The following is a 26,600-nucleotide window of genomic DNA, read 5'->3' on the forward strand; positions in this document are numbered from 1 at the left end:
TGTATGACGTATTGCGTTGGTCTTTGCCTTAAAGATGGTCTTGTTTTCTTATCTGATACCCGAACAAATGCTGGCGTAGACCAAATCGGCACCTTTAGAAAGATGACCTTGTTTCAAAACAAGGATCGCTTCTTTACCTTGATGAGTGCCGGCAATCTTGCCATTACCCAATCCGTTAAAGAAATCCTGCTGCAAGGACAGCTTTTTAAGGGCAAGAACCTCTGGACAGCCAAAAACTCATATGAAGCTGCCGTCGTTGTGGGCGATGCCATTAAACAAGTGTATGAACGTGATCATGCCGCACTTGAAAAAGCGGGTCTTGAATTTAACTGCAATATGATTTTTGGTGGTCAAGTAAAAGGCGAGAAACCGCGCCTATTTAATATTTATTCGGCAGGAAACTTTATTGAGGCTACGCCCGAGACTTGCTATTTCCAGATTGGCGAATCCAAGTACGGTAAGCCCATCTTGGACCGAGTGCTCAATTTCAATACACCACTTAATCTGGCAACCAAGTGCGCCCTCATCTCAATGGACTCCACCTTGAAAAGTAATATTTCGGTTGGACTACCTCTGGATATGTTGGTTTACGAAAAAAATTCTCTTAAAGCCACGAAGCTCGTTACTCTAGATGATGCAAACCCCTATTTTGCAATGATTCATCAAGCGTGGGGCGAGAAACTACGCGAGGCGTTTAATTCCATAGCTGAACCTAGTTGGAGCGGCGCTCATAAATCGAGCGATATTTCCACTCCTGCTAAAAAAATGGGGATTGTTCCTATCAATCATCCGCCATCTAAAGCAGGGGCTCAAAAGGCCACAAGAAATACTAAGGTCACCCCCGTAAAGAAGGCGACAAAGAAAGTGGTTCTAAAGAAGGTGACTGCAAAGAAAAAGTAAGTCTCTAATAGTGAAGCGTTAGATGCATTGATAAACAAAAAGGCCTAGAAAAAATCTAGGCCTTTTGCTTTAATGCTATCCGCTTTGATTTAGGCTTATAAGTTCTTACCTAACATCTCCCAGGTAGCCACTACGCTATCTGGATTTAATGAGATTGAAGTGATTCCCTTCTCAACCAACCAACGAGCAAAGTCTGGGTGATCTGAGGGGCCTTGACCGCAAATACCAACATATTTATTTTGCTTACGGCAAGCATCAATTGAACGAGCAATCATGAACTCTACCGCTGGATCACGCTCATCAAAGTCGATAGCCAACAATTCCATTCCGGAGTCACGATCTAGGCCCAAAGTTAATTGAGTCATGTCGTTTGAGCCGATTGAGAAACCATCAAAGTACTCAAGGAACTGATCAGCCAAAATCGCATTAGATGGGATCTCGCACATCATGATGAGACGCAAACCATTTACGCCACGCTTGAGACCAAACTTCTCCATCATGTCGATCACGCGCTTAGCCTGATTGATAGTACGTACAAACGGGACCATGATTTCTACGTTGTCCAGGCCCATATCTTCACGAACACGCTTCATTGCAGCGCACTCAAGAGCAAAAGCCTCGCCGAAATCTTCAGACACATAACGTGATGCACCGCGGAATCCCAACATTGGATTCTCTTCATCCGGCTCGTAACGTGATCCACCAATGAGTTTCTTATATTCATTGGATTTGAAGTCTGACAAACGAACAATCACTGGCTTTGGATAGAAAGCAGCAGCAATCGTTGCTACACCTTCAACCAACTTATCTTCATAGAACTGACGCGGGCTAGCGTAGCCACGAGCAACGCTTTCAACTGCACGCTTGAGGTCAGGATCAATATTTGGATATTCCAATACAGCACGTGGGTGAACACCAATGTAGTTATTGATGATGAACTCAAGACGAGCTAAGCCAACACCAGCATTCGGAATCTGACAGAAATCAAATGCCAACTGAGGATTACCGATATTCATCGTGATCTTCACAGGAATCTCTGGCAACACACCGCGGGATACTTCAGTGACTTCAGTTTCGATCAAGCCATCATAAATATGACCTTCATCACCTTCAGCGCAAGAAACCGTCACCATCATGCCGTCTTGCAAATGCTCAGTGGCATCACCGCAACCAACTACTGCAGGCACACCTAATTCACGGGCAATGATTGCTGCGTGGCATGTGCGTCCACCACGATTAGTCACAATCGCTGAAGCACGCTTCATGACTGGTTCCCAGTTCGGGTCAGTCATATCGGCAACCAAGACATCACCTGGCTGAACACGATCCATTTCGCTTGGGTCACGAATAATGCGTACAGGACCAGCGCCAATCTTTTGACCGATTGCGCGACCTTTTGCCAATACCTTTGAGCTGCCCTTCAACTTGTAGCGCATCTCTACTTGACCGGCAGCCTGACTCTTTACAGTCTCAGGGCGCGCCTGCAAGATATAGATACGACCATCTTGACCATCTTTACCCCACTCGATGTCCATTGGACGGCCGTAGTGCTTTTCAATGATCACTGCATATTTAGCCAACTCAGTGATATCCGCATCCTCCAAAGAGAAGCGGTTACGCTTTTCTGGGGTGACATCAACAGTTTGTACTTTTTCTGCGGAGCCTTTTGGGGCAAATTGCATTTGAATTAACTTTGAACCCAAGGAGCGGCGAATGATCGCCTTCTTATCTTGAGCCAAAGTGGTTTTAAATACATAAAACTCGTCCGGGTTCACTGCGCCCTGGACAACAGTCTCGCCCAAGCCATAGCTAGAGGTAATGAAAACCACATCCTCAAATCCAGACTCGGTATCCAGAGTAAACATTACGCCAGCAGCACCCAAGTCAGAACGCACCATGCGCTGAATACCAGCAGATAAGGCTACTTCAGCATGGGCGAAGCCCTTGTGAACACGGTAGGAGATCGCGCGATCGTTATACAAAGAAGCAAATACTTCACGAATCTTCTTGAGAACATCATCAATGCCTTCGACGTTCAAGAAAGTTTCTTGCTGACCTGCAAAGGAAGCATCTGGCAAGTCTTCAGCAGTCGCTGATGAACGTACTGCAAATGAGCCTTTACCAGAATCATCCAATACTGCAAATGCTTTACGGATTTCTTCATCCAACTTTGGCTGAAATGGCGCAGTTTCGATCCAGCCACGAATTTCTGCCCCAGCTTGCGCCAATGCACGCACATCATCAATATTCAAACCTTCTAAACGCTGCTGAATACGCTCAGTCAGATTGTTGTGCTTTAGAAAGTCGCGGAATGCTAACGAAGTCGTTGCAAAACCTGTAGGAACACGAACCCCAGTAGACGCTAACTGAGAAATCATCTCTCCTAATGATGCATTCTTACCGCCAACTGATTCAACATCAGTCATGCGGAGTTGTTCAAAAGGCAAAACATAGGCATCAGCCATACTGCTATTTTGTTGCTGTTGATTGGACATAAAATACTCTCAAAAGATAAGGAAACTGGTGTAGCGGCCACCCTAAAGGGGGCATGCTTTAATATGATTCTATTGTAGTGCTGACCCTGACTTTTAAGCCAAATCCATGTCTAACGAAACCCGCATTGTTTTTATTGTCTCTGACGGCACCGGCATTACTGCCGAGAACTTCAGCCAGTCGATTTTGGCCCAATTTGAGGCCACTTTTAAGCATATTCGGGTGCCTTTTGTGGATAGCGTGGATAAGGCCCACGATGCTGTTAGCAGCGTCAACCAGGCAGCTGCTAAATATGGGGTGCAACCCATCGTTTTCACCACTTTGGTGAACTCTGAGCTCAATGCAATCGTGGCTAAGGCAAATGGCCTGATTTTGGACATGTTCCAGACCTTTGTAGCCCCTCTAGAAGAAGCTTTAGGCATGAAATCCACCCATGCCATGAACCGCCTTCACCACAATGCCGATACCGAGGCCTACAAGAACCGGATTGAGGCCATCAACTATTCCCTGGCCCATGATGACGGCCAGTCCAATCAAAACCTTGCCGAAGCCGATGTCATACTAATTGGAATCTCCAGGGTTGGTAAGACGCCAACCAGTCTTTATCTGGCAATGCAATATGGACTCAAGGCAGCCAACTACCCCCTGATACCGGAAGATTTCGAACGAGGACAACTTCCGAAGGATTTAGTCCCATATCGCCAAAAAATCTTTGGCCTGATGATAGATGCGGAGCGACTCTCAGAGATTCGCAATGAACGCAGGCCAGGTAGCAATTACGCCAAGCTAGAAAACTGCCGCTACGAAATTAACGAAGCGACAGCGATGATGAAAAAACAATCCATTCCGTGGGTACTGACTACCAGCAAATCTATTGAAGAGATTGCTACTACGGTCCTGCAAGCAATTAAGTCAGATAAAACAATACTGGGGTAAAAGAGTATTTTTCAATATCTACTTTCGACCCACCTGGCCTTGGCGGAAATACCTCCGCTAGAAGTATTCAAACATGCGACCTACACCTTAGAGCCTGGAAAAATGAGTTAAAGCGAACCCAGACTATGCTTTAAGCCTTACAAGATAAGGTCTTCAGCGCGCACCGAGAGTAATGGGATTGAGTGGAATTCAATAGTTTCGATGTGACATCCGCAGATGTAGAGTCGGTCGAACCGACACTAAATGGTATCGCGTTACACGACACTTGAGTCTACTAAGGCCTCAATAAATATAGTTAAGGAGTTTGAATAATCTTTAAAGTATTAATCTTGAGGTCTTTTTTCCAACAAATACGATGACAAGTCATTGTTGCCTGCAAGATGTAAAAGAAAGCGATATGCGATGTAGGGCAATATGATCAGCCAATATAAACATAGGAGCGCCATAATATGGGCGATGTCCCCATCACCAAAATTGCGCATAGATTCAATAAATCCTTGATGCTTAAAAAAGCCCTCTGTTCCCGCAGCAGAATAACGCAGCATTAGGGCGACGATGGATGCGAAAGTTGTGCGAACGAAGATTGATAAATAAATAGTGAATTTCACTTTAGGATTGAATATCACTCCAACAGGAACAATCATTTCTACGGTGAGCATAATTTTTGACATCACCAAGGCCTGAATCACCGCAAACCCATAGGACTCAATTCCTTTTTCTGGCATATGAACGGCAGCTTGATTATAAAAAGTAATCGCACAAAACCAGAGTGATAGGTAGGTGGCTACTATTGGCAGCTCCTTTAACATCTCCTTCGTGTGTCCTAAAAAACTAAATTTCATATAAGGTCCGTTCAAAACATGGAATTACATAGCTAAATCTACTACAATTTTTTTAAATAATACCTTATTATTAGAATAATTTTGATCCTTCGAGTCTGCGAAGCCCTACCTTAAACATCATGCAGATGCATCAATTCAAAGCACTACTGACCGTCCTGATGTTGTCTAACTTCAAGCTTGCGCTCGCTCAAGATGCAAATACATTTTTCGACACACTCACCCCAGGAAAAGAAAGACTCATTTCTAGTGAACGGCAATTACAAGCTCAAGATAATGTCGCCTCTGTACCAATCTATTTCAACTTTGACCAAAAAGTAGGTCTAGGACATCAAGGCTCAACTCAATACACCCAAATAGAGCCCTGGCTTCCTTATCGCATTAACTCTGACTACAGCTATGTAGTGCATCCCCAGATCACCTATCAATCCTTCAATAATTTCGATGGTTACTCCAGCTCGGGATTTAAACCAGTCATTGTTGAAAGTTTTTTTACCGAATCCAATGAGGCTAGACTAAAAAACTCATTTGGTTTTGGTCCAATGGTACAGATCGGCACCAATATGCCCGCCATGTATGGGAGCTCACAAAATGCTGTGGGATACAGCATGGGTGCCATTCATCGAAGCGAGGATTGGATTGTGGGTGCTTATGCATACCAATCGTTTGGCCTTGGAGCAATGCCACTCAATGGCCCTAGTGCCAATAATGTTGGATTTCAACCTTTTATCACCTATATCACCAAAAGATATGGGAACATTACTCTTGATTGTGAATCGATCACGAATATTGATACCGGTGCTCACGCCTATCCAATCAATTTAATGGGCAGCAAATTGATTGAAGTGGGTGACCTCCCTCTGCTTTTTACAATCGGTGCTCGTTATTACACCGTCAATACCAACCAAGGTGGCGCGCAAGGTTGGGGTGGGCGCATCGGGCTTACATATGCTTTTTCACATTAATACCTTTTAAAGAAACCTCATGACATCAAATCAAACCCTCTACTTCAACGGCAATATTTTGACCATGGCTGGCGATCAACCTGAGTATGTTGAAGCGGTATTGGTGACAGATGGAAAAATTGCTTTCACTGGTAACAAACAAGAAGCAAGCGATTTAGCGAGCCCAGATGTCAAGATGCATGACTTACAAGGACATACCCTAACTCCGGGATTTATTGACACTTGGGGGCACTTTGGTTTGTTTGCTCAACAAACATTAAGTTTGAATGTTGGCTACTTTGCTGACAATCCTCCACGTAGTAGACCCGAGTTGATTGCACAACTGAAAAAAGACGGCAAGCTTCTAAATGGATGGTTGATCGCAGCTGAGTACATGGATGGCTTGATGAAAGACGGGCCATTAACCATTGCTGATTTAGATGCTGCTTTTCCAGATACGCCGGTACTTGTTCAAAATATTTCCACACTAGCGGGCTTATTTAATACAGCGGGCCTAAAAAAACTAGGTATTACTGCAGATACTAAAGTTGAGTCTGGCACGATCGTAGTTGATCCCACCACTCATCAAATGACGGGCATCATTATTGGGCTACCCTATCTGAACGCAGTAGCGGCGGCTTATGGCCAATTTTCTCAGGATCTCACTTTTAAGACTTATCAAAGCGCAGAGAAAATTTATGCCTCCTATGGCACTACGACTGCCCAGCACTATCAAGCCAGTCCTGAAGACATTCAGTTGATGCGTCTCGCAGCCGATAGCGGTGTTATTTCAATTGATTTAATTGCCCTCCCAATGAGCGATACGGTAGATGCCTTACTAAAAGAGAATCCCGACTATTCCTTTGGTGTCTACAGCGACGTTGATCGAGGCTTTAAGGTTGCAGGCATATTGATGTCAACAGATGGGGGGCCGCAGCTCAAGCTGGCTTATCTCTCCAAACCCTACAGCGATACCACAGGCTTCCCGGATGGCTGGCGGGGTATGGCTTACTATACTCAAGATCAGGTTGATCACTACGCTAAGCTGGCCTATGAAAAAAATATCCCATTCTTTTGCTACAGCAATGGTGATGCAGGCATTGATATGGCCCTAGCCGCCATTAAAAAAGCAATTGCGGAAACCGGGATTACGGAAGATCGCCGCTCGACTATCTCCCATTCATTTTTTGCAAGGGAAGATCAGCTTGACGACTACAAAGCCAATCATATTATTGCCATTACTTTATCCAATCATATATGGTTGTATGGAGATATCTATTTAGATATCGTTGGCGAAGAACGCGCCGATCATTTTTGTCCCATGGTGACAGCACATAACAAAGGGATAGTAGTCGGCATCCATAATGATGTCCCCTCTTCTGGGCCAGATTGCTTATTTACCATTTGGAGTGCAGTCAATCGCAAAACAATGTCTGGAAAAACATTGGGTACTCAGGAAAAGATGGATCCTTACCTAGCATTGCAGGCGTTCACATGTAATGCTGCTTATGTGTATCGCGAGGAGAATACGAAGGGTAAGATCCTGCCTGGCATGTTGGCAGATTTAGTTGAGTTGGATCAAAATCCTTTAACGATTGATCCAGATGCAATCAAAGATATCAAGGTGGTCAATACCATCAAAAATGGCAAAGTGATTTACTCCAGGAATACCGAGTAGACTTAAGAATGCATCCAATTCATCCACGAGGGTATTCACTTAAGCCTATAGCAATCATCAAACCCATTAGGCGCAATGAATTGGCCACTGCTTAACTACGTCTAACCCTTACAGTCTCAAATAGACAAACTGCCGCTGCAATTGAAACGTTGAGCGACTCCACTCTTGGATCAATTCGGATTGACACACCTTTGGCTTGAGCAATCAAATCGTCTGATACACCCTTCCCTTCGCTACCCATTACCCAGGCGACTGGATATAGCAGGTCTTTTTTCAGAGAGTAAAGATCTTGCTCTGCGTCTGCCGTGGTTGCTAATAGCTGCGCAGTGACTGCGCTCAAAACTTGTTGATTGGACCAGCCCTCATATAAATCCAGAAGTTTGTGAGCACCCATACCTGCACGTAAGACCTTAGTGGACCATAGATGCGCGCAACCCGATAAGGCAATGACTTGTGTAAAGCCTGCTGCGGCTGCAGTACGCAGAATAGAGCCGACGTTACCAGCATCTTGTACGCGATCCAATATCACCACATCACCCTCTAAGGTTGAAATGGATTGTGGTGTTGCGAGCGTGGATTGTGGAAGATCAAGCAAGCCTGCAATATGCGGCGCATTCACTAAATCAGAGAGCAAATCCCAAAGCGCGCTATCCAAATGAAATACCTTAGTCTGAGGACAAATTTCTAGGTGCTCATAAACAGCTTGGGAGATTTCTGCATTCTTTAAGCCGAGCTCCGAAGTGAGCAAAGTTTTTAAGGCGGGATCACCCACCCAAGTCTGTACTAGATGAATACCTTCTAGCAATGCTTGTCCGCTGGCGAGTCTAGCCTTCTGCCCTTTAGAGCCAGTGGCCTGGAGGTTACGAATCTCTTTAAACAAAGGATTCTCTTTAGAGGTGATGAGATCGAAGTTCATGACTTAATAGTTTTAATTTTCTAGAACTTTGCGCACTGGTGAAAAGCTTCTTCTGTGTTGATCGCATGCGCCGTATTGTTTAAGTGCAGCAAAATGCGCTTCCGTTGGATAACCCATATGTTGTGCAAATCCGTATTCTGGATGGCGCTCATGCAGTATTTGCATCTGGCGGTCACGCGTGACTTTGGCCACAATCGATGCCGCTGATATTGCGGGCTCCTTAGCATCACCCTTCACAATCGCTTCTGCAGCAATTGGTAACTCTGGACAACGATTGCCATCAATCAATGCTTTATCAGGCCAAGTACCTAAGCGAGTAGTCAGATCTTCAATTGCCCTACGCATTGCCAGCATCGTGGCCTGCAAAATATTAATCTCATCGATCTCAGCTGGACTGGCTTCGCCAACGCCCCAGGCTTTTGCCTTTTCCATAATCTGCTCGTAGAGATATTCGCGACGAACAGCAGTTAACTTCTTAGAATCTTTTAAACCTTCAATTGGATTATTAGGATCAAGCACTACGGCACCAGCAACCACTGCACCAACCAACGGTCCACGCCCTGCTTCATCTACTCCGCAAACCCAAATGAGACTCATACGCTTACTTGTTTCTTGCGATTATTGGCGATTGTCTGAGCTATCGCTTGCGCAACTAATAAACCCGTAGGACGACGCAAAGTTTCATGCATCTGCGAAAAGCGTTCTTTGAGTTTGGCAACTTTAGCTGGATGCTCTAACCAGACTTGTACGGCATGAGCTAGTTTTTCTGGAGTGGCATCATCTTGTAGAAGCTCAGGAACAACAAATTCGCCGCACAAGATATTTGGCAGACCTACATAAGGCATGTAGCCTTGGCGTTTCATGATCTGCGCTGTTAACCAAGGCACTTTATAAGAAATCACCATCGGCTTTTTCCATAAAGCTGCCTGCAGAGTGGCTGTACCACTTGCAATTAAGACTACATCGGATGCTTCAAGCACCTCATCAGCCATGCCATCTAACAAATGAATCTGGATATCTGGATTAGTGTTATTTGTCTTAAGTAAAAGCCGCTCAAGAGGCTCACGTAATCGCGGTGTTGCTACCGGAATTAAAAAGTTCAGCTTCTGCCCTTTTAATCTATTAGCTAATAACTGCATTGTTTCAAAAAAGACGGGGGCTATGAGCTCAATCTCTGATCCACGGCTTCCAGGTAAGACGGCAATTACCAATCCTTCAAGTGAAGTAGTGGGAATTTTAAGGTGTTTACTTAATTTTTCTCGCGCTTGCTCAATATTAGGCTCAAGTGGAATTTCACTTGCCAATGGATGACCCACATAAGTCGATGCCACACCAGCTTTGTCATAAATTTCAGTCTCAAAGGGGAAGATGCAAAGCATGCGCTCTACTGCTTGGGAGATCTTCTTAATGCGCCCTGCTCGCCAAGCCCAAATAGAAGGGGAAACCAAATGCAAGGTCGGAATACCTGCTTTACGTAATTGCAACTCAACACCCAAATTAAAGTCAGGCGCATCAATTCCCAGATAAACATCCGGGCGACCTTCGTTGAGGAGGTTTTGAATCAGATCTTTACGAAGTTTCAGAATGGCTGGAAGCTGCTTAATAGCCTCTACATAACCTCGCACACTTAAGGTTTCCATGGGCCAATCAGAGCGCATGCCCTCGGCTTGCATGCGTGGGCCACCAATGCCATAAACTTCAAGGCCGGCCATATCCGGAATTTGATTTAGCGCACTAAGAACTGGCGCTGCTAATAGATCGCCAGAAGGTTCGCCAGCTACACAAGCTAACTTTGGCAAAGTAATTCCGTTACCGAATAATGCCGCGCGTTGATGCGGCAATAAAGTCATGGAACTGCGCGAGCTTCTCAGCAGTAACTGCATCTGCCGCTGAAGCAACAACCAGCTTCTGAATCTCTACTTTCGCATCTTCAAAACTCAGGCCATCCTTATAAAGTACTTTATAGGCTTGACGTAAGGCAGAGATTGTTTCACTTGAGAAACCTCGGCGCTTTAAACCCTCAACGTTAATACCATGAGGAGAAGCCTTATCACCCGCAGCAATCACGAATGGCGGGATATCTTGTACTAGTGCAGAAGCACCACCCAACATCGCATGTTGACCAATACGAACAAATTGATGTACGCCAGACATACCGCCCATGATGGCCCAATCTTCGACCTGAACATGGCCAGCTATTTGCGCATTGCTTGAAAAAATCGTGTGATTGCCAACCTGGCAATCGTGAGCAATGTGTACATAAGCCATGATCCAGTTATCGTTACCGATGCGAGTAATGCCTTCGTCTTGTGACGTTCCCGTATGAATCGTAGTGAACTCACGCACAGTATTGCGATCGCCAATAATCAACTGGGTTGACTCGCCACGGTATTTCATATCCTGCGGAGGGCCGCCAATGGCCGCAAAATGGGCAAAGCTATTTTGCGCACCGATTGTGGTGTAACCCTCAATCACTGTATGAGAGCCCACTTTAGTTCCAGCGCCAATCTTCACGTTAGGACCAATGACGGAATACGGGCCAACCTCAACATCGCCAGCTAGCTCAGCCTTACTGTCTACTACAGCAGTTGCATGAATCCGAGTCATTACGCGCCTTTCGTACGAACCGCACAAGTGATATTAGCCTCTGCAGCAATCTCACCATCCACAGTTGCCTTAACAGCAAACTTATAAATACCAGCGCGACCGCGCTCTAATGTGGCAGTCATAATTAACTGATCACCAGGTAACACAGGCTTTTTAAAGCGCGCGCCATCAATACCGGCAAAGTAATAGATTGCATCTTCCGCGCGTTCTTCAGAGAATGTTAGCAAAGCAGCAGTTTGAGCTAAAGCCTCAATAATTAAGACACCAGGCATGACTGGGAAATCTGGGAAATGGCCCTGAAAGAAAGGCTCATTCATGGTGACGTTTTTTAATGCGGTGATGCTTTCACGCGGGGTAATTTCTAATACGCGGTCTACCAATAGGAATGGGTAGCGATGCGGTAGCAATTGAAGAATCTTATTGATGTCGATTGCGATTGGTGTGCTCATAAATGACCCGCTGAAAAGTAAATATTAATTTTGGTTCTACAGAATCTCAAGACTCTGTAGATTTGTTTTTATCTAACAAGCGCAAGCGCTGACGTATTTTATCTAGCCCACGCAAGATAGCAGCGTTTTTCTCCCAAGCGCCGTGGAGCATTGATGGATAAACGCCTGTGAAATGCTGCCCAGGCTCTGTAATAGAGCGAATAATGGAAGTGTTACCAGAAACCGTTGTTCTATCGGCAATCGTGAGATGGCCCGCAAAGTTTGCTGCGCCGCCAATGATGCAGTAATTACCAATTTTGGTGCTGCCAGAGATGGCAGCACATCCAGCAACAACGCAGCAATTACCGATCACTACGTTATGCGCTATTTGCACCTGATTATCAATTTTGGTTCCTGCACCTACAACCGTATCACTCATCGCGCCACGATCAATCGTGGTTGAGGCCCCAATCTCCACATCATTGCCAATAACCACTCGCCCCGTCTGAGGAATCTTGACCCACTCCCCACCTGTGGCAGAAAAGTCTGGGGCAAAACCAAAGCCATCGGCACCAATGACTGCGCCACTATGAATAATGCAACGCTCACCAATCTGAGTGTTGTAATAAATAGAAACCGATGGATAAATCAGCGTATCGCTTGCAATAATGCTATCCCTGGCAATGTTGGAATTTCCCAGAATTGAAACACGTTCGCCTAACTTTACGCCTGCGCCAATCTGAACAAATGGTCCAATGTGGCAGGAAGATGGAACGCTCGCAGTGGGATCAATAACTGCACTAGGATGTATTCCGGGAGCGTAGATTGGGCTAATCACTTTTGCAAAGTGCTGCGCCATTCTAGCGAATGTAGCGTATGGATTTTTAGAAACAAAGTACACCCGCTTTGCAGAATGCGCGCAAGGATTTGACTGTAAAAACTCTAAATCAGACTTGCCAACAATCAAGGCGCCAGCAGCGCTATCACTCGCCTGCTGTCTGTAAAGGGGATTAGAAAGGAAGGATATCTGATCTGCCTGCGCTCGCTCCAAAGGAGCGAGACCAGTAAATCCGTGGAAAGCCTCCCCCACCAAGCTTGCTTGAAACTGTTCGGCCAGCTCAATGGCGGTCGGCATAAAGCTTACTTCTGGCTATTTAAAGCCTTGATAACGTCATCGGTTACATCAGCCTTAGGGCTGACATAAGCAGCTTCTTGAACAATGACATCAATTTTTCTTTGTTCTGCAATTTGTTTCAATACCGCATTTGCTTTTTCTGCAATCTTGGCGCGCTCTTCGAAAGTACGCTGATTGAGATCTTCAGTAAATTCGCGTTGCTTACGTTGCAGCTCACGATCCTGATCGGCCAACTCACGTTGGCGACGAACGCGCTCAGCTTCATTCATCACGGCACCATCACGATCTAACTTTTCGGCAGCAGATTTAATTTTTTGAGCGCTATCGCGCAAATCGTTCTGGCGCTTAGTAAATTCGTTCTGCAAGCGAGTTTGCATTGCTTTAGCTAGATTGGACTCATTGAAGACTTTCTCAGAGTTCACAACTGCAACGCGCGTTCCTGCATCTTGAGCAAAAACTTGAGAGGTTGCGACCACTGTCATAGCAGCAATCAAGCCAACTTGAATCCATTTAGAAGATTGATAAAGCTTCATAAAACTTTCCTTAAACAATTAAAACGCTGTACCCACCTGGAACTGCAAACGCTGGATATTGTCCGTTGGTTGTGACTTATACGGAATACCGTAGCTGAATTTCAGTGGTCCCAGTGGTGATATCCATGATAAACCCAATCCGTAGGAATATCGCAGAACCAGATTGATGTTTTCCCCAAAGGCATTACCGCCATCTACGAATGTGAATAGGCGCAAGGTCTTATCAACGCCAGATCCTGGAACGGGGAAGGTATATTCCACGTTGGAAACAATCTTAGATTGACCACCTGTTGGCTGATAAGCGCCAATAATGGTGTTGTAGTACTGAGGCCCCAAGGATCCAGGGGCATAGCCGCGAACCGACCCAATACCACCAACGTAGTAGTTTTTAGTAATTGGGAAGGGCTTGCTGCCATATGCCTCACCATAGCCAACCTCGCCGTTAAAGGACAAGATATTACCCTTTGAAAATGAGTGATATTTCTGGTACTGACCATAGATGCGATAAAAGGTGAGATCGCCAACCGGCGTGCCAACTTCACCAGATAACTGCTGCAAGGAGCCTTCCGAAGGAATCAATGTGCTGTCACGACCATCGCGCGCCCAACCCACTGTTACAGGCACGTTATAAGTTGTCACGGTACCAGGATAGCCCGGCGATGGCACGCCGTAACTCATTGCATAGTTCAAGTACGGTGCCGGCGTATTGGACGAAGTATTAATTTGGAAAACTTCCAAACCGGTTCCAAAAAATACTCTGTCTACTTCGGTATACGGCACGCCAAATTTAATGTTCGAGCCAACGGATTTAATCTGATAATCAGGATCACCAGCGTAATACAAAGGCTTGGATGAGCGATAGTAAAGATCGGTATAACGACTGATGCCATCTTCGGTGAAGTATGGGTCGTAATTAGAGAGAGTTAAATTTTGAGTAATCTTACCGAGGGAAGCATTTAAGCCAACAGAAGTGCCGGTACCAAAGGCATTATCTTGATTAATACCTGCAGACAAAATCAACTTCTCGGTTGAGGAGAAACCTGCACCAACGGTAATTGCTCCTGTTGGCTTCTCAGCTACTTTGACATTGACATCAACCTGGTCAGGAGATCCAGGGACATCTTCTGTAGTGATGTCAGTCTCAGTAAAGTAACCCAAGCGACCTAAACGCTTTTTAGATAAATCGATCTTGTCACTATCAAACCAAGAGCTTTCGAACTGACGCATTTCGCGACGAATCACTATATCGCGAGTTTTGGCGTTTCCAGAAATTGCCACTTGGCGCACATAGATACGACGACCAGGATCCACCACCAAGGTCAAATCTACCTCAGCTACGTCGCGACGAATATCTGGTTGCGGATTGATAGTTGCAAATGCATAGCCATAAGAACCCAAGATTTCAGCAATTGCCTTGGTGCTCTCGGTTAATTTAGCTGACGAGAAAGTATCCCCGGGCTTCAAAACAACCAACTGCATCAACTCTGCTTCTTTGCCTAAAGTTTCTCCTGCTAAGCGCACATCCTTAACGGTAAACTTTTTACCCTCACGAATACTAATGGTGAGGTAGATACCCTTTTTATCCGGGGTAATCGACACCTGAGTGGACTCAATCACAAACTCGAGATAACCACGATTAAGGTAATAAGATCGAATGGACTCCAAGTCAGCGGTTAACTTTTGCTTAGAATAAAGATTGTCTTTACTATACCAAGATAACCAACCGCCAGTTTTTAACTGCATCTCACTTTTTAAAGTGCCTTCACTGAACACTTCGTTACCAATGAAATTAATCTCTTGAATTTTGGCAACAGGACCCTCATCAATATTGAAATAGACGGCCACTTGATTGCGCTCAACTGGGGTAACTGTAGCAACAACCTCAGCCGCATACATCCCTTTACCAACGTATTGGCGCTTTAATTCTTGCTCTGCTTTATCAATGAGTGCTTTGTCATAAAAACGCGCCTCAGCAACACCAACTGTTTTTAATGACTTACGAACGATCTCGGTATCAAACTCTTTCATCCCGGTAAATTCAATACGAGAAATGGTTGGGCGCTCTTCCACGATCACGATTAGAACGTTGCCCTGCTCTTGAATTTGCACGTCTCTAAAAAATCCAGTGCTATACAAAGCCTTGATCGATTCAGCACCTTTTTCTTCGTTAAAGGTATCGCCCACCTGAACCGGCAAATAACTAAATACCGTTCCGGGTTCTACGCGCTGCAAACCTTCAACACGAATATCCTTCACCACAAATGACTCGGCCGCAGAGGCATTCAGACTCAACCCAATCGCAGAGAATACCAATATATGGGTGATGAAGCGGGCAAAAATACGAAAAGAATGTGTCAGAGGATTCAAGGCGAAATATAGCGTTGTAAATCGTTAAACAAGGCCAGTAATGACATAGAAATCAGCAAAATAAAGCCCACTTTTTGGAGCTGCTCCTGCATTGATGTCGAAATCCGCTTACCGGCGACCAACTCCCATGCATCATACAGTAGCTGACCCCCATCAAGCATTGGAAAAGGGAGCAAATTCAGCAAACCAATGCTAATACTCATAAGCGCCAAAAAGGCTAAAAATGGCTGCCACCCTACCTGGGCTGATTTCCCCGCCATGTCCGCAATACTGAGGGGTCCGCCCAGCTGTTTTAAGGAGGTATTTCCGGTAAATAATCCTGCCATTAGCCTTGCAGAAACCTTGGTAATTACCCACACCCTCTTTGAAGCAAAAATGAGGGCATCTACTGGCCCTAATTTCAAGTCCTGCCACTGCGCCAACGGTGTCAATGCAGGCAGAATGCCTAGAGCCAACATCGTATCCTGATGAGGACTGATTTTGGGCAAATCCTTGGCATAAAAGGACTTTATTGAGCTTCCGCCAGTAGGTGTTGCTAGCTCTAGAGCAAATCCGTCCTCCCCCGTAAGCGCATCCATCAAGTTCCAGCGCAAGGCATTCCAGCTCGGTACGGGGTCAAAATCCCCCAAAAGGGGCGCACCACTCTCCTCAGAGCCCAAATTCTGCCAACCAACTACCCGATCACCCGCTATTACTCCCAGCTTGGCAGCAATAGAATGTTCAGGGGGATTTTGCAGAACGGCTGGTAATTGTGGGGCGCCGGAAATATAGATCAGGGCAAAAAAGACAATCGCTAAAAAGAAATTGGCCAATGGGCCAGCAGCCACAATCAATGATCTCTGCCATAGCGGCTTTTTATCAAACGCTTCAGATTCATCGGCCGAAGTAATCACTTGCTGACGATCTCGACCATCAAGCAATTTCACATAGCCGCCCAATGGAATTGAAGCTAATACCCACTCTGTATTATTTTTTGCATGGTAAGTGAATAGCGGTTTACCAAAGCCAATTGCGAAGCGAAGGACTCGAACACCACAACAACGAGCAGCAAAGAAATGCCCAAACTCATGAAAGCTAACCAAGACACCCAGGGTTAACAAAAAAGCCGCGAGAGTAATCAATGCCTGCAAAGAATTTCCTTCACCACTACTTGCGCCGCTTGACGAGCGCGAGCATCCACATCCAAAATTAACTCTAGCGAGTCAGCATTCACGGAAGAAATAGTGTTCAACACGCTCTCCACTACATGCGGAATTTGTAAATACGGCAGACCTTCATCTAAGAATGCTGCTACTGCAATTTCATTAGCAGCATTCAGAACAGCCGGTGCAGTACCACCAGCCTTAGCAGCAGCAAACGCCAAAGAAAGACAAGGGAAACGTTCTAGCTCTGGATCAGTAAAACTTAAGTTTGCCAACTGCGTCAAACTGAGCGGGGCTACACCTGCTTCGATACGCTCTGGCCATGCTAGACCATAAGCAATAGGGGTTCGCATATCGGGCTGACCCAGTTGAGCTAGCACAGAACCATCACGATAACGAACCATTGAATGCACAACGCTTTGCGGATGGATTAATACTTTAATTTTCTCTAAAGGCAAACCAAACAACCAAAACGCCTCGATCACTTCAAGGCCTTTGTTCATCATCGTTGCAGAATCAACCGAAATTTTTCTACCCATCACCCAGTTCGGATGTGCGCAAGCTTGCTCGGGAGTAATGCCGGCCAATTGATCAAGTGGCGTATTTCTGAATGGTCCACCGGAGGCAGTCAACCATAGCTCTTCAACCCCCAAACTCGGATTAGGGGTTTTAGAAAATTGATTAGGCAGACATTGAAAGATGGCATTGTGCTCACTATCGATTGGCAGTAATTCTCCGCCCCCTAACTTCATCGCCTGCATAAACAAATCGCCAGACATCACCAAGGCTTCTTTATTTGCGAGCAACACTCTTTTGCCAGCTTTTGCAGCAGCCAAGGCAGACACCAATCCTGCGGCACCTACAATCGCAGCCATAACGGTATCGCAATGCGATTCAGTAACAGCGCTAACTAAAGCTTGCCGTCCATACAAGACTTGAGTATTGATTTTTTTCTCGAGCAAAATCTTGCTTAAGCGAGCAGCGCCGTCAGCATCCGCCACTACCGCAATATTGGGTCTAAATTCAGCGCATTGCTCTGCCAGCAAATCTACCTGCTTAGCTGCGGTAAGTGCGACTACCTTAAAACGATCTGGATGAGCACGAATCACATCGAGCGTATTAACGCCGATGGAGCCAGTAGAACCTAGGATGGTGACCTGCTTGACTGGCATTACACAAATCCTGCCAAGAGCGCTGCGATTGGCATTGCCGGAATCAAAGCATCTACCCGATCCAATACGCCACCATGTCCTGGCAATAAATGACTGGAGTCTTTGACGCCAGCTAAACGCTTTAACTGAGACTCAAATAAGTCCCCAAAAATACTGAAGGCAGTTAATACCGTCACCATCAGGAACATGGGAACCCAACCAAAGCGAATGGCCCAGGCGCCAAACAAAGTCGATTCAAAAGGCAAAAAGTAAACGCACAAGAATGCATAAACATAGCAAAGTATTAAACCGCCGATAGCACCTTCAATCGATTTACCCGGACTAATTTGCACGGCAAGCTTGTGTTTACCAAACGCCTTACCAACAAAGTAAGCACCAATATCGGCAATCCACACTAGAGCCATACTACTAAGCAAAAAGATCAGGCCTAACTCACGCAAGAACACCAATGCAAACCAGGTGGCTGGCAATAAAATTAAACCGAGAACCACATAAAAAGGTCGCAGCTTTTCTAGCGAAAGATTGATGCCTTTGGCCAATATAAATGGTGCAACAAAGAACCAGAAAATGACGGCTAGAAGTAATAAGGCAAATTGCCATGAGGCGTTTTGCATGCCCAGCAAAAACAAAATAATGGCCAAGCAAAATAATGCGTATAGCCAGGCTGCACGCCCTACCTCAGGTGCTAGTAAGCGACTCCATTCCCAAGCGGCGGCCAACAAAGCCACCAAGAAGAATGCATCAACATACATTGCCGGGAGCAAAAACAGAATGGGTAGCAATACCGCCAATAGAACAAGGGCGGTAATGACTCGGGTTTTTAACATGGAGAATTAAGTTTAGTAATTAGCAGCGTCAAACTGCATCACTCATTGCTTGAGATGCAAGCTGAGCACTGGTACGACCAAAACGGCGCTCGCGCTGGCTAAACCAGTCAAATGCCTTGTGCAATTCTTTCTCATCAAAGTCAGGCCACAAAACATCTGTGAAGTACAACTCGGTATATGCCAGTTGCCATAACAAGAAATTACTCACGCGCTGCTCGCCACCAGTGCGGATAAACAAATCTGGCTCTGGTGCGTAAGCCATTGAAAGATGAGGTTGAAGCAATTCTTCAGTAACCTGTTCTGGCCTCAAATTGGGGTTAGCAGAAAGGCATTGGCGCATTGCCTGCAAGATATCCCAGCGACCACCATAGTTAGCGGCGATCGTAAAAGTTAATCCTTTGCACCCAGCAGTCTTTTGTTCAGAGAATTGCACCATCTCCTGGATGGCAGAATCAAAACGGCTCAGGTCGCCAATTAAACGCAAAGCAATATCGTTTTCTGCCAGACGAGACACTTCACCCTTGAGTGATTTCAGAAATAACTTCATCAAGAAGCCTACTTCTTCTGGTGGGCGACGCCAGTTCTCTGAGCTAAAGGCAAATACAGTGAGATATTCAACACCAAGCTTGCGGCACTCTTCAACAATTTTTCGCACAGCACTCAAACCTTCTGAGTGCCCAGCTACACGAGGCATCATGCGCTTGCTAGCCCAACGCCCATTGCCATCCATGATGATCGCCACATGGCGAGGTATAGCACTTACCTCCGGGATGGCTAGAGTTGAACTAGAGTGTTGAGTCATGAGAGGCTAAAAATTCAAGGCGGCTTTAAACCGTCATGATCTCTTTTTCTTTTTCAGAAACGATCTTATCGACATCAATCACTGCTTTATCCGTCATCTTCTGAATTTCATCAGTAGCGCGGCGCTCTTCATCCTCGGAAATTTCCTTGTCTTTGGTAAGACGCTTTAAATGCTCATTTGCATCGCGACGCAAATTACGAACAGCAATCTTAGTTTCTTCACCCTCATTCTTAACAACCTTAGTGAGGTCGCGGCGGCGCTCTTCAGTCAAAGCAGGCATTGGCACGCGGATTACAGTACCCTGAGATGCTGGGTTTAAGCCAAGATCAGAATCACGAATCGCTTTTTCAATCACCGCAACCATCGTTTTTTCAAATGGTTGAACGTTGATGGTGCGCGCATCTGCTAAGCCTAGGCTAGCAACCTGACTTAATGGCGTTGGGTTACCGTAATAATCCACCTGAATGTGCTCCAGAATTCCTGGGTTGGCACGGCCAGAGCGAATCTTGGCTAAATTGGTCTTCAAAGCCTCAAGAGACTTTTGCATCTTTTGATCGGTATTGGTTTTAATTTCTGCTGCAGACATCAGGCCCCCTATTAAATATGTACCTTAAACGTGTACTAAAGTACCTTCAGGTTCACCTTGCACTACACGCATTAATGCGCCTGGCTTGAGAATTGAAAATACTTTGATTGGTAATTTGCGATCACGGCACAATGCAAATGCAGTTGCGTCCATAACCTGTAGATTCTTGATTAATGCTTCATCAAACGTAATGGTTTTATATAAAGTTGCTGTTGGATCTTTTACTGGATCAGCGCTGTAGATTCCGTCTACCTTGGTTGCCTTGAGCATGATCTCAACACCCATCTCAGCCCCACGCAGAGCAGCAGCAGTATCAGTAGTAAAGAATGGATTGCCCGTACCTGCTGCGAAAATAACGACTTTACCCTCACCCATCGCGCGGATTGCACGTGGACGAATGTAGGGCTCAACCACTTGATCCATACGAAGAGCGGATTGCACGCGCGCCTCAACACCTTTTTGACGCAAGGCATCTTGCAATGCTAAAGAATTCATCATGGTTGCCAACATGCCCATGTAATCGGCAGTTGCACGATCCATACCAGCAGCACCACCTGCAACCCCACGGAAAATGTTTCCGCCGCCAATCACAATCGCTAGCTCTACTCCGATATTCACAATAGCGGCGATTTCTTTAACCATGGAATCAATAGTGACTGGATTGATGCCAAAAGCATCATCACCCATAAGGGCTTCACCAGATAGTTTTAGGAGGACTCGTTTGTAGGCTGGCATGTTTTTTATTTTCCGTAATTTGCTAAGTAATTAACTTACTTAGCTTATTGATCTTTAAGCACTTTTTAATATCTCCGCCAAATTATAAAGGGCTTGGGAGGGATCAATGAAAAGGGCACAGAAACTAAGGTTTCTATGCCCTTTTGGGTATTACCAAGCAGTGGGGCAAGCCCCAAACTAGCCTATTAAGCTGTTGCTTTAGAAGCGGCAGCCACTTGTGCAGCTACTTCAGCCGCAAAGTCGTCTTGACGCTTCTCAATGCCCTCGCCTACAACAAACATGGTGAAACCCTTGATTGTTGTATTTGCGGCCTTGAGCATTTGCTCTACAGATTGCTTGTCGTTTTTAACGAAAGTCTGGTTCAACAAAGAAACCTCTTTGAGGTACTTCTGAATAGAACCTTCAACCATCTTTTCAACGATTTCTGGTGGTTTGCCAGATTCAGCAGCTTTTTGAACGGCAACGCTACGCTCTACAGCAATTGCTTCAGCAGGAACGTCAGCCATAGACAATGCTACTGGCTTCATTGCAGCAATATGCATTGCTACATCTTTAGCAGCAGTCTCGTCACCTTCGAACTCAACCATCACACCAATACGAGTGCCATGGAGGTAAGAAACCAACTTGTTGCTACTAGCAAAACGCTTGAAGCGACGCGGCATGATGTTCTCGCCGATCTTACCGATCAATGCGCTACGAACTTCATCAACAGTTTGACCATTCAATGGCAATGCTAACAATGCAGCAACGTCAGCTGGGTTCTTTTCAGCAACCAACTTCACGCAGTCATTTACAAATGCCAAGAAATCGTCGTTCTTAGATACGAAATCGGTTTCGCAGTTCACTTCTAACAAAGCACCAATAGTGCCATTGATAGAAGTAGCAACGATACCTTCAGCCGTTACACGAGAAGCTGCTTTACCAGCCTTGCTACCCAGCTTAACGCGCAGAATTTCTTCTGCACGAGCCATATCACCATCAGCCTCAGTCAAAGCCTTTTTGCACTCCATCATCGGAGCATCAGTTTTGGCGCGTAACTCGCCAACCATTGCAGCGGTAATAGCGGCCATTATTCAGCTTTCCCTTCTTCAACAAACTCTTCTTCGCCTTCTTTAACAGCTGTCAAAATTTCTTGAACAGAGTTAGCCTTGCCTTCGAGGATTGCGTCAGCAATGCCACGTGCATAAAGGAGAACCGCTTTGCTGGAGTCATCGTTACCAGGGATGATGTAATCAACACCTTCTGGTGAGTGGTTGGTATCCACAACAGCGATTACTGGAATACCAAGCTTGTTTGCTTCAGTAATAGCAATCTTGTGGTAGCCAACGTCCACTACAAAAATCGCATCAGGAACACCGTTCAAATCTTGAATACCGCCAAGTGCTTTTTGCAATTTGTCGAGATCACGGTCGTTAGTCAAAGCTTCTTTCTTTGAAAGCTTTTCCCAGTCGCCAGCTTCTTTAGCAACTGCCATGTCTTTCAAACGCTTGAGGGAACCTTTAACAGTTTTGAAGTTGGTGAGCGTGCCGCCCAACCAACGGCTGTCGATGTAAGGCATACCAGCACGAGCAGCTTCTTCAGCAATGATCTCGCGTGATTGACGCTTAGTACCAACAAATAAAATCGTGCCACGATTAGCAGCAACTTGTTTTGCAAATTTCAGGGCGTCCTGAAACATTGGCAATGTTTTTTCCAAATTGATGATGTGGATTTTGTTGCGATGACCAAAAATAAATGGGGCCATCTTTGGGGACCAGAAGCGAGTTTGGTGACCAAAATGGCAACCGGCTTCCAGCATTTGACGCATAGTTACTGACATAACTTCTCCTAAGGGTTGTTTCTAAAGTTGAGTCCTAGCTGCGCTAAAAAACGCCACCCTGGAAGGCTCAACTCGCGATTTCAAGTCCAAAATAGACCTGAGAACGAAATTATAGCTTAAATATCAATGCTCTAGCCACCCTCACCTCCAAGCAATAAAAGGGGCTTACCCTCAAAATGACCCCCAGAAGCCCCAAAAATGGGATGCTTGCCTAAATTTTAGGCAATAATGGCAAGCTAAAACTCTCCAAGTCGTTGATAATCAAGGCATGAATAGTGTATTTACCGCAGAAAAAGACATCCTCGGGATGCGCGAAGCTGGCCGCTTAGCCAGCGAAGTTCTGGATCATGTGGCTCCTCACGTCAAGGCCGGGGTTACTACCGGAGAGCTAGACCGGATTTGTCATGAATACATGCGCGATGTCCAAAAGACCGTTCCGGCTCCATTAAATTATCAGCCGCCTGGATACCCTCCCTTTCCAGCATCCATCTGTACTTCTGTAAATGATGTGATCTGCCACGGCATTCCAGGAGACAAAGTTCTCAAGACTGGTGATGTTGTGAACCTCGATATCACTGTCATTACTCCTGATGGCTACTACGGTGATACCAGCCGTATGTTCATGGTGGGTGAAGTTTCCGTCATGGCTAAACGCCTTACGCAAATTACTTTTGAATGTATGTGGCTTGGCATAGCTCAAGTAAAACCTGGAGCATCTCTCGGTGACATTGGTCACGTCATTCAGACTCATGCAGAAAAAGCGGGTTACTCAGTAGTGCGTGAGTATTGCGGTCATGGCATTGGCAAAGTGTTTCACCAAGACCCACAAATTCTTCACTACGGCAAACCGGGTACTGGTGAAAAACTAGAAGTCGGCATGACCTTTACGATCGAACCCATGATCAACGCGGGCAAACGCGATATTCGCACTATGCCCGATCAATGGACCGTGAAGACAAAAGACCGCAGCTTGTCAGCCCAATGGGAACATACGTTGTTGGTTACCCCAACGGGCGTTGAGGTACTTACTTGGTCAGAAGGTAGCAATCCACCTCCTGATTGCGTTAAAGGCCTTTCATTTAGACCGACAGTAGTAAGCGCTTAATAGAATGAGTCAGTCGCAAGCGGTTAGCAATGTTATTGATGCATCCAGCCTGCGTGCCGCTCGCGAAATTGCTTACGACGAGTTTAGAAAAACACAGTCTGTTGGTAAATTAACTAAGCAACTTTCTAAGTTAAGCGATCAACTCCTCTCCCATCTCTGGAATAGCTGCGGCTTAAATAATGAAGCTACCTTAGTCGCAGTTGGCGGATTCGGTAGAGGCGCACTATTTCCTTACTCCGATATTGATATTCTGATTCTGCTGCCTGCTGATGAAGAACAGGCTAGAGCTCTTTCAAAGCAAGTTGAGCAATTTGTTGCAAGCTGCTGGGATACTGGATTAGAGATTGGCTCCTCAGTCAGAAATGTTGCTGAATGCATCTCTGAGTCAGAGCAAGACATTACTGTGCGGACCTCCCTCTTGGAGGCGCGACTCATTTGTGGCAAGAAGCAACTCTTTAAAGACTTCGCAAAAGCTTTTGAAGCGGCGATGGACCCCAAAGCCTTCTTTCAGGCCAAACAAGCCGAACAAATTCAGCGTCATTACAAATATCAGAACACCCCTTACTCCCTAGAGCCTAATTGCAAAGAGAGCCCTGGGGGCTTACGTGACTTACAGGTCATCACCTGGGTTAGTAAGGCTGCATTATTGGGCGATACCTTCAAGGACCTCAATGAAGCTGGTCTGGTGACGCAGCGCGAACTCACTGAGCTCAAACGCAATCAACGCTTCTTGGAAACCCTGCGCGCCAACCTCCATTTGTTAGCCGGACGCAGGCAAGACGTTCTTGCATTTGATTTGCAAGCAGCATTAGCAGCATCGATGGGAATCAAACAAGAATCCTCACGTCAAGCCAGCGAAGCCATTATGCGTCGCTATTACTGGGCAGCTAAAGCAGTTACACAGCTTAATGACGTTCTCTTGCAAAACATTGAAGCCCTACTCTTTCCGCAAGAGTCTAAGACAATCCTCTCTATTCCGGGCGAAGGTAATGAGCACTTTATTGAGCGTCAGGGGGTATTGGATATTACCGACCCGCAGCTCTTTCAGAAGCATCCTGAACAAATTCTAAGAACCTTCTTGGTATTTGCTCAAACCTCAAATGTAAAGAGCCTGTCTGCAACTATTTTTAGAGCTCTATATAACGCTCGCACCAAGATGGATGGCAAGTGGCGAGCCGACCCTGTCAATAGAGCGCTCTTCATGGAGTTGCTAAAGCAACCTGAAGGCGTCAGTCGCGCCTTTCACCTCATGAATCGCAGTAGCGTTCTAGGTCGCTACCTCCCAGCCTTCCGCAAGATTGTTGGGCAGATGCAGCATGACTTATTTCACGTGTATACCGTAGACCAACACATCTTGATGGTGTTGCGTAACGTGCGTCGCTTCATGGTGGTAGAACATACCCATGAGTTCCCATACTGCAGTAGCCTCATTGCTCACTTTGAGAAGCCTTGGTTACTGGTCATTGCCGCACTCTTCCATGACATTGCCAAAGGACGTGGCGGTGATCACTCGCAATTAGGCAGAGCTGACATGCGCAAGTTCGCCAAGGATCACGGCTTAGATAAAAAAGATACTGAGCTATTGGTATGGTTGGTTGCTGAGCACCTTAATATGAGTCAAACAGCTCAGAAACAAGACATCACCGACCCAGATGTAGTAAGAGCATTTGCTAAAAAGGTAGGTGATGAGCGCCACCTGACTGCACTCTATTTACTGACTGTGGCTGACGTGCGTGGAACCAGCCCTAAAGTGTGGAATGCCTGGAAAGGCAAGCTCCTGGAAGATCTCTATCGCGCGACCTTAAGAGTGCTCGGCGGAGCCAAGACAGATGCCTCGTCAGAATTAGCACAACACCAAGAAGAGTCCAAAGCCAAATTACGTCTGTACGGCATTAATGACGAATCTTATGAAGATTTATGGAAGCAACTAGATGTAGCCTTCTTCCTAAGACAGGACTCATCTGACATTGCGTGGCTCACACGTCATCTATACAACAAGGTGAATAGCGACCAACCGATTGTGAGAGCAAGACTCTCTCCGATTGGCGAAGGCTTGCAAGTTGCAGTCTATATTAAAGACCAAGAAGATTTGTTTGCTCGTATCTGCGCCTACTTTGAAAGACATGGATTCTCCATTTGGGATGCCCGCATTCATACAACACGGCACGGCTATGCTTTGGACACCTTCCAAATCTCAGGCAGTAACCTGGTAGATGAAGGTGGTAGCTATCGCGACATTATTCAATTGGTGGAGTTTGAGTTAACTGAGGCTTTAACCAATGCGGAGCCACTACCCAGCCCAAGTATGGGGCGCCTCTCTAGACAATCACGCACATTTCCAATTCAGCCCCGCGTGCACATGGTTCCAGATGATCGTGGCCGCTATTACACGCTGGCACTATCAGCAAGTGACCGCACCGGACTGCTCTACACCATCTCTAGAGTATTAGCGAAACATCAGGTATCGATACATACCGCAAGAATTAATACGCTTGGCGAAAGAGTAGAAGACGTACTACTTTTAGATGCAGCTAACCTGGGCAAAAACCCCAAGCTACAGATACAGCTAGAGACAGAACTGCTTGAGGCTTTAGGGGCTTAATAAAGTCTTGCCGAGGTCCATCTACAAAAAAGAT

The 26,600-nt window shown here is 45.8% G+C and carries 24 protein-coding genes; 6 read left to right on the plus strand and 18 right to left on the minus strand.

Features of this window, described 5'->3' with window-relative positions; translation table 11 throughout:
* The first annotated feature begins 3 nt into the window (after positions 1 to 3).
* Positions 4 to 900, plus strand: coding sequence for a peptidase (locus VC182_RS00960; RefSeq protein WP_216121777.1), 897 nt, complete (start codon positions 4 to 6; stop codon positions 898 to 900).
* A 95-nt stretch (positions 901 to 995) separates the two neighbouring features.
* Here VC182_RS00960 and ppsA read toward each other — a convergent pair whose 3' ends face one another.
* Positions 996 to 3,395, minus strand: coding sequence for a phosphoenolpyruvate synthase (gene ppsA / locus VC182_RS00965; protein ID WP_323484206.1), 2,400 nt, complete (start codon positions 3,393 to 3,395; stop codon positions 996 to 998).
* Positions 3,396 to 3,501: 106 nt separating this feature from the next.
* Here ppsA and VC182_RS00970 point away from each other — a divergent pair, with 106 nt between their 5' ends.
* Positions 3,502 to 4,329: a pyruvate, water dikinase regulatory protein gene (locus VC182_RS00970; RefSeq protein WP_072583021.1), complete on the plus strand. Its 828-nt coding sequence runs from the start codon at positions 3,502 to 3,504 to the stop codon at positions 4,327 to 4,329.
* Positions 4,330 to 4,652: 323 nt separating this feature from the next.
* Here the strand turns inward: VC182_RS00970 and VC182_RS00975 are convergent, their stop codons facing one another.
* Positions 4,653 to 5,171, minus strand: a complete 519-nt coding sequence (locus VC182_RS00975; RefSeq protein WP_323484207.1) for a hypothetical protein — start codon at positions 5,169 to 5,171, stop codon at positions 4,653 to 4,655.
* 119 nt (positions 5,172 to 5,290) lie between these two features.
* On the opposite strand from VC182_RS00975, the gene VC182_RS00980 reads away from it, so the two are divergent.
* A complete protein-coding gene (locus VC182_RS00980) occupies positions 5,291 to 6,133 on the plus strand; it encodes a hypothetical protein (protein WP_323484208.1) in 843 nt (280 codons plus the stop codon).
* 19 nt (positions 6,134 to 6,152) lie between these two features.
* Positions 6,153 to 7,790 carry an amidohydrolase gene (locus tag VC182_RS00985; protein ID WP_323484209.1) on the plus strand — a complete coding sequence of 546 codons (1,638 nt, stop codon included), beginning with the start codon at positions 6,153 to 6,155 and terminating at the stop codon, positions 7,788 to 7,790.
* 91 nt (positions 7,791 to 7,881) lie between these two features.
* On the opposite strand, the gene VC182_RS00990 is transcribed toward VC182_RS00985, so the two are convergent.
* The 16 genes from VC182_RS00990 to rpsB all read right to left on the minus strand — a co-directional run bounded on the left by VC182_RS00990 (position 7,882) and on the right by rpsB (position 22,859).
* A complete protein-coding gene (locus tag VC182_RS00990; protein ID WP_323484210.1) occupies positions 7,882 to 8,706 on the minus strand; it encodes an RNA methyltransferase in 825 nt (274 codons plus the stop codon).
* A 12-nt stretch (positions 8,707 to 8,718) separates the two neighbouring features.
* Entirely contained in the window at positions 8,719 to 9,303 is a 585-nt protein-coding gene (rnhB, locus tag VC182_RS00995; RefSeq protein WP_323484211.1) for a ribonuclease HII, read from the minus strand.
* Positions 9,300 to 10,556 (minus strand): lipid-A-disaccharide synthase, encoded by a 1,257-nt coding sequence (gene lpxB, locus VC182_RS01000; protein WP_072583026.1) that lies wholly within the window; start codon positions 10,554 to 10,556, stop codon positions 9,300 to 9,302. The genes rnhB and lpxB overlap by 4 nt, the downstream gene beginning before the upstream one ends.
* Entirely contained in the window at positions 10,516 to 11,313 is a 798-nt protein-coding gene (gene lpxA / locus VC182_RS01005) for an acyl-ACP--UDP-N-acetylglucosamine O-acyltransferase (protein ID WP_323484212.1), read from the minus strand. The genes lpxB and lpxA overlap by 41 nt, the downstream gene beginning before the upstream one ends.
* Positions 11,313 to 11,762 (minus strand): 3-hydroxyacyl-ACP dehydratase FabZ, encoded by a 450-nt coding sequence (gene fabZ / locus VC182_RS01010; RefSeq protein ID WP_072583028.1) that lies wholly within the window; start codon positions 11,760 to 11,762, stop codon positions 11,313 to 11,315. Before fabZ ends, lpxA begins: the two co-directional genes overlap by 1 nt.
* A 46-nt stretch (positions 11,763 to 11,808) precedes the next feature.
* Positions 11,809 to 12,876: a UDP-3-O-(3-hydroxymyristoyl)glucosamine N-acyltransferase gene (gene lpxD / locus VC182_RS01015; protein WP_323484213.1), complete on the minus strand. Its 1,068-nt coding sequence runs from the start codon at positions 12,874 to 12,876 to the stop codon at positions 11,809 to 11,811.
* 5 nt (positions 12,877 to 12,881) lie between these two features.
* Positions 12,882 to 13,409, minus strand: a complete 528-nt coding sequence (locus VC182_RS01020; protein WP_072583030.1) for an OmpH family outer membrane protein — start codon at positions 13,407 to 13,409, stop codon at positions 12,882 to 12,884.
* 18 nt (positions 13,410 to 13,427) lie between these two features.
* Positions 13,428 to 15,734, minus strand: coding sequence for an outer membrane protein assembly factor BamA (gene bamA / locus VC182_RS01025; RefSeq protein ID WP_416350563.1), 2,307 nt, complete (start codon positions 15,732 to 15,734; stop codon positions 13,428 to 13,430).
* A 38-nt stretch (positions 15,735 to 15,772) separates the two neighbouring features.
* Positions 15,773 to 16,906 carry a M50 family metallopeptidase gene (locus VC182_RS01030; protein WP_323484214.1) on the minus strand — a complete coding sequence of 378 codons (1,134 nt, stop codon included), beginning with the start codon at positions 16,904 to 16,906 and terminating at the stop codon, positions 15,773 to 15,775.
* Positions 16,894 to 18,090: a 1-deoxy-D-xylulose-5-phosphate reductoisomerase gene (ispC, locus tag VC182_RS01035; protein WP_323484215.1), complete on the minus strand. Its 1,197-nt coding sequence runs from the start codon at positions 18,088 to 18,090 to the stop codon at positions 16,894 to 16,896. The genes VC182_RS01030 and ispC overlap by 13 nt, the downstream gene beginning before the upstream one ends.
* Positions 18,090 to 18,917 carry a phosphatidate cytidylyltransferase gene (locus VC182_RS01040; RefSeq protein ID WP_072583033.1) on the minus strand — a complete coding sequence of 276 codons (828 nt, stop codon included), beginning with the start codon at positions 18,915 to 18,917 and terminating at the stop codon, positions 18,090 to 18,092. Before VC182_RS01040 ends, ispC begins: the two co-directional genes overlap by 1 nt.
* Before the next feature lie 28 nt (positions 18,918 to 18,945).
* Positions 18,946 to 19,719 carry an isoprenyl transferase gene (locus VC182_RS01045; RefSeq protein ID WP_072583034.1) on the minus strand — a complete coding sequence of 258 codons (774 nt, stop codon included), beginning with the start codon at positions 19,717 to 19,719 and terminating at the stop codon, positions 18,946 to 18,948.
* Between the two features lie 25 nt (positions 19,720 to 19,744).
* Complete coding sequence (gene frr / locus VC182_RS01050; RefSeq protein ID WP_072583035.1) at positions 19,745 to 20,305, minus strand: ribosome recycling factor; 561 nt, start codon at positions 20,303 to 20,305, stop codon at positions 19,745 to 19,747.
* A 24-nt stretch (positions 20,306 to 20,329) separates the two neighbouring features.
* On the minus strand, positions 20,330 to 21,040 hold the full coding sequence (gene pyrH, locus VC182_RS01055; protein ID WP_072583036.1) for a UMP kinase: 711 nt from the start codon (positions 21,038 to 21,040) through the stop codon (positions 20,330 to 20,332).
* A 185-nt stretch (positions 21,041 to 21,225) separates the two neighbouring features.
* Entirely contained in the window at positions 21,226 to 22,110 is an 885-nt protein-coding gene (gene tsf, locus VC182_RS01060) for a translation elongation factor Ts (protein ID WP_323484216.1), read from the minus strand.
* Positions 22,110 to 22,859: a 30S ribosomal protein S2 gene (gene rpsB, locus VC182_RS01065; RefSeq protein ID WP_071465348.1), complete on the minus strand. Its 750-nt coding sequence runs from the start codon at positions 22,857 to 22,859 to the stop codon at positions 22,110 to 22,112. The genes tsf and rpsB overlap by 1 nt, the downstream gene beginning before the upstream one ends.
* Positions 22,860 to 23,127: 268 nt before the next feature.
* Between rpsB and map the strand changes: the two genes are divergently transcribed.
* Both map and VC182_RS01075 read left to right on the plus strand, forming a co-directional pair.
* Positions 23,128 to 23,964, plus strand: a complete 837-nt coding sequence (gene map, locus VC182_RS01070) for a type I methionyl aminopeptidase (RefSeq protein WP_323484217.1) — start codon at positions 23,128 to 23,130, stop codon at positions 23,962 to 23,964.
* Between the two features lie 4 nt (positions 23,965 to 23,968).
* Entirely contained in the window at positions 23,969 to 26,566 is a 2,598-nt protein-coding gene (locus VC182_RS01075) for a [protein-PII] uridylyltransferase (RefSeq protein ID WP_323484218.1), read from the plus strand.
* Positions 26,567 to 26,600 lie beyond the last annotated feature (34 nt).

The organism is Polynucleobacter sp. AP-Nickl1-40-C4 (genome assembly GCF_035012665.1).
Lineage (GTDB): Bacteria > Pseudomonadota > Gammaproteobacteria > Burkholderiales > Burkholderiaceae > Polynucleobacter.

Bases quoted from the DNA above. Each gene is read 5' to 3' on its own strand.
- VC182_RS00960 (WP_216121777.1), top strand. From the start codon at position 4: ATGACGTATTGCGTTGGTCTTTGCCTTAAAGATGGTCTTGTTTTCTTA.
- ppsA (WP_323484206.1), bottom strand. From the start codon at position 3,395: ATGTCCAATCAACAGCAACAAAATAGCAGTATGGCTGATGCCTATGTT.
- VC182_RS00970 (WP_072583021.1), top strand. From the start codon at position 3,502: ATGTCTAACGAAACCCGCATTGTTTTTATTGTCTCTGACGGCACCGGC.
- VC182_RS00975 (WP_323484207.1), bottom strand. From the start codon at position 5,171: ATGAAATTTAGTTTTTTAGGACACACGAAGGAGATGTTAAAGGAGCTG.
- VC182_RS00980 (WP_323484208.1), top strand. From the start codon at position 5,291: ATGCAGATGCATCAATTCAAAGCACTACTGACCGTCCTGATGTTGTCT.
- VC182_RS00985 (WP_323484209.1), top strand. From the start codon at position 6,153: ATGACATCAAATCAAACCCTCTACTTCAACGGCAATATTTTGACCATG.
- VC182_RS00990 (WP_323484210.1), bottom strand. From the start codon at position 8,706: ATGAACTTCGATCTCATCACCTCTAAAGAGAATCCTTTGTTTAAAGAG.
- rnhB (WP_323484211.1), bottom strand. From the start codon at position 9,303: ATGAGTCTCATTTGGGTTTGCGGAGTAGATGAAGCAGGGCGTGGACCG.
- lpxB (WP_072583026.1), bottom strand. From the start codon at position 10,556: ATGACTTTATTGCCGCATCAACGCGCGGCATTATTCGGTAACGGAATT.
- lpxA (WP_323484212.1), bottom strand. From the start codon at position 11,313: ATGACTCGGATTCATGCAACTGCTGTAGTAGACAGTAAGGCTGAGCTA.
- fabZ (WP_072583028.1), bottom strand. From the start codon at position 11,762: ATGAGCACACCAATCGCAATCGACATCAATAAGATTCTTCAATTGCTA.
- lpxD (WP_323484213.1), bottom strand. From the start codon at position 12,876: ATGCCGACCGCCATTGAGCTGGCCGAACAGTTTCAAGCAAGCTTGGTG.
- VC182_RS01020 (WP_072583030.1), bottom strand. From the start codon at position 13,409: ATGAAGCTTTATCAATCTTCTAAATGGATTCAAGTTGGCTTGATTGCT.
- ispC (WP_323484215.1), bottom strand. From the start codon at position 18,090: ATGCCAGTCAAGCAGGTCACCATCCTAGGTTCTACTGGCTCCATCGGC.
- VC182_RS01040 (WP_072583033.1), bottom strand. From the start codon at position 18,917: ATGTTAAAAACCCGAGTCATTACCGCCCTTGTTCTATTGGCGGTATTG.
- VC182_RS01045 (WP_072583034.1), bottom strand. From the start codon at position 19,719: ATGACTCAACACTCTAGTTCAACTCTAGCCATCCCGGAGGTAAGTGCT.
- frr (WP_072583035.1), bottom strand. From the start codon at position 20,305: ATGTCTGCAGCAGAAATTAAAACCAATACCGATCAAAAGATGCAAAAG.
- pyrH (WP_072583036.1), bottom strand. From the start codon at position 21,040: ATGCCAGCCTACAAACGAGTCCTCCTAAAACTATCTGGTGAAGCCCTT.
- tsf (WP_323484216.1), bottom strand. From the start codon at position 22,110: ATGGCCGCTATTACCGCTGCAATGGTTGGCGAGTTACGCGCCAAAACT.
- rpsB (WP_071465348.1), bottom strand. From the start codon at position 22,859: ATGTCAGTAACTATGCGTCAAATGCTGGAAGCCGGTTGCCATTTTGGT.
- map (WP_323484217.1), top strand. From the start codon at position 23,128: ATGAATAGTGTATTTACCGCAGAAAAAGACATCCTCGGGATGCGCGAA.
- VC182_RS01075 (WP_323484218.1), top strand. From the start codon at position 23,969: ATGAGTCAGTCGCAAGCGGTTAGCAATGTTATTGATGCATCCAGCCTG.